The 1,569-nt window shown below is 71.3% G+C and carries 2 protein-coding genes; both read right to left on the minus strand.

The genetic code is table 11. The annotated features are described in order from the left end of the window. Nucleotides 1-450: 450 nt before the first annotated feature. Entirely contained in the window at nt 451-639 is a 189-nt protein-coding gene (gene tatA, locus ACSNOD_RS31005; RefSeq protein WP_436770407.1) for a Sec-independent protein translocase subunit TatA, read from the minus strand. 30 nt (nt 640-669) lie between these two features. Continuing rightward, nucleotides 670-1,125 carry a tellurite resistance TerB family protein gene (locus ACSNOD_RS31010; RefSeq protein ID WP_436770408.1) on the minus strand — a complete coding sequence of 152 codons (456 nt, stop codon included), beginning with the start codon at nt 1,123-1,125 and terminating at the stop codon, nt 670-672. Between the last annotated feature and the right edge of the window lie 444 nt (nt 1,126-1,569).

Consider the following 1,569-nt stretch of genomic DNA (forward strand, 5'->3'; position numbering starts at 1 on the left):
GGGTGGGGTGGTGTTTGCGCGCCCCGAGGTGCGGGGGTCGGTGCCGCACCGGGGTACCTCCTCGGCGGCGCACGTGCACGTTGTTTCTTTGGCTTTCTCGCCGTCTCGTGCGCCGCGCTGCGGGGGCACCCCGCTACGTCCCCTCCGGTGGCGGGGGCGCACAAAGCGGAGTGGGGGTGTGCGCTATGTGCACGGGGGTGCAAGTGGTGCCGCGATCCTTGCGCGAGTGATCAGCGGTGTTTGCCCGCCCCTTTGGGGCGGGGAGGGGGGAGGTGCGCCGCGCTGCGGGGGCACCCCGCTACGTCCCCTTCGGTGGCATGGGCGCACAAAGCGAGGTGGGGGGTTACGCGCTCCGTGCACGGGGGTGCCGGTGGTGCCGCGATGCGTGCGTGAGTGGTCGCCCGCGCTTGCCCGCCCCTTCGGGGCGGGCGGGGGCCCCGCGTGGTCGGCTCAGGCGTGGCCGCGATCCGCGGCCGGTGGCGCGGACTCCTCCTTCAACGCGCGCGTCTCGCTCTTGAGAATCCGTAGGGACTTACCGATCGCTCGGGCCGCGTCCGGCAGCTTCTGTGAGCCGAAGAGCAGGGCCAGCACCGCGATCACCACGACCAGATGCCAGGGTTCCAGCGCGTTTCTCAGCATGACGTCCCTTCCGGTGCGACGGGCGCGGGATCAGAGGTCGAACTCGTGCGGGGCGAGGCCGAGTGCGAAGCACGCCTCCCTGACGACGCCCTGCTCGGTCTTGTCGAAGTCGCCGTCGGCGCCGCCGATGACGATGCCGATCTGGATCACCGCACGGGCCTCGGCGGGCTTCTTCTTCGCCTTGGCGACTTCCTGGAGGAGGGCCACCTTGCCGAATTCGAAGTCGGCGGCGAGCCGGTCGAGGCAGTCGTCGAACCGCCGGCGCAGATCGTCGGCGGCGAAGTTCCGCAGGACGTCATTGGTGGCGATCAGGGTGGCGACCCGCTGGCGCTCCGAGGCATCGATCGTGCCGTCGGCCGCCGCGACCAGGGCGCACATCGCCATGCTCGCGTCCCGGAAGGCGCCGCTCTTGAGCTCGTTCTTCTTCGCTTCGAGCTGCGACTGCATCGCCTGGGCGGATTCCTTGACACGGTCCCACAGGGCCATGGCGTCTCCTTCTCGTTCGTCGACACGCGGTGGAAATGAATCTACAACACTGTAGAAGTTCGCTTTCGCGCAGTGTCGCGAACCGGCCCCGCCCCGAAGGGGCGGCGGAACGCGGACGGCTCGGATCGCGCCACCGCTGGCACCCCGCGCGCAGGGAGCGCGTAACCCCCCGCCCCGCTTTGTGCGCCCCAACCGGCCCGAGGGGACGTGGCGGGGTGCCCCTGCAGCGCGGCGCACGAGACAACCCCCTACCCCCGCCCCGAAGGGGCGGGCAAGCGCGGGCGACCACTCGCGCACGCATCGCGGCACCGCTTGGGCCCCCGTACACGGAGCGCACACCCCCACTCCGCTTTGTGCGCCCAACCGGCCGGAGGGGACGTAGCGGGGTGCCCCCGCAGCGCGGCGCACGAGACGGCGGGACAGCCGAAGAAACCACGTGCACGT

Source organism: Streptomyces sp. URMC 123 (assembly GCF_051386515.1).
In the GTDB taxonomy this organism is placed as follows: domain Bacteria; phylum Actinomycetota; class Actinomycetes; order Streptomycetales; family Streptomycetaceae; genus Streptomyces.

What these genes read in the sequence shown, in the direction of transcription:
- tatA (WP_436770407.1), bottom strand. Translation starts at nt 639, where the DNA reads ATGCTGAGAAACGCGCTGGAACCCTGGCATCTGGTCGTGGTGATCGCG.
- ACSNOD_RS31010 (WP_436770408.1), bottom strand. Translation starts at nt 1,125, where the DNA reads ATGGCCCTGTGGGACCGTGTCAAGGAATCCGCCCAGGCGATGCAGTCG.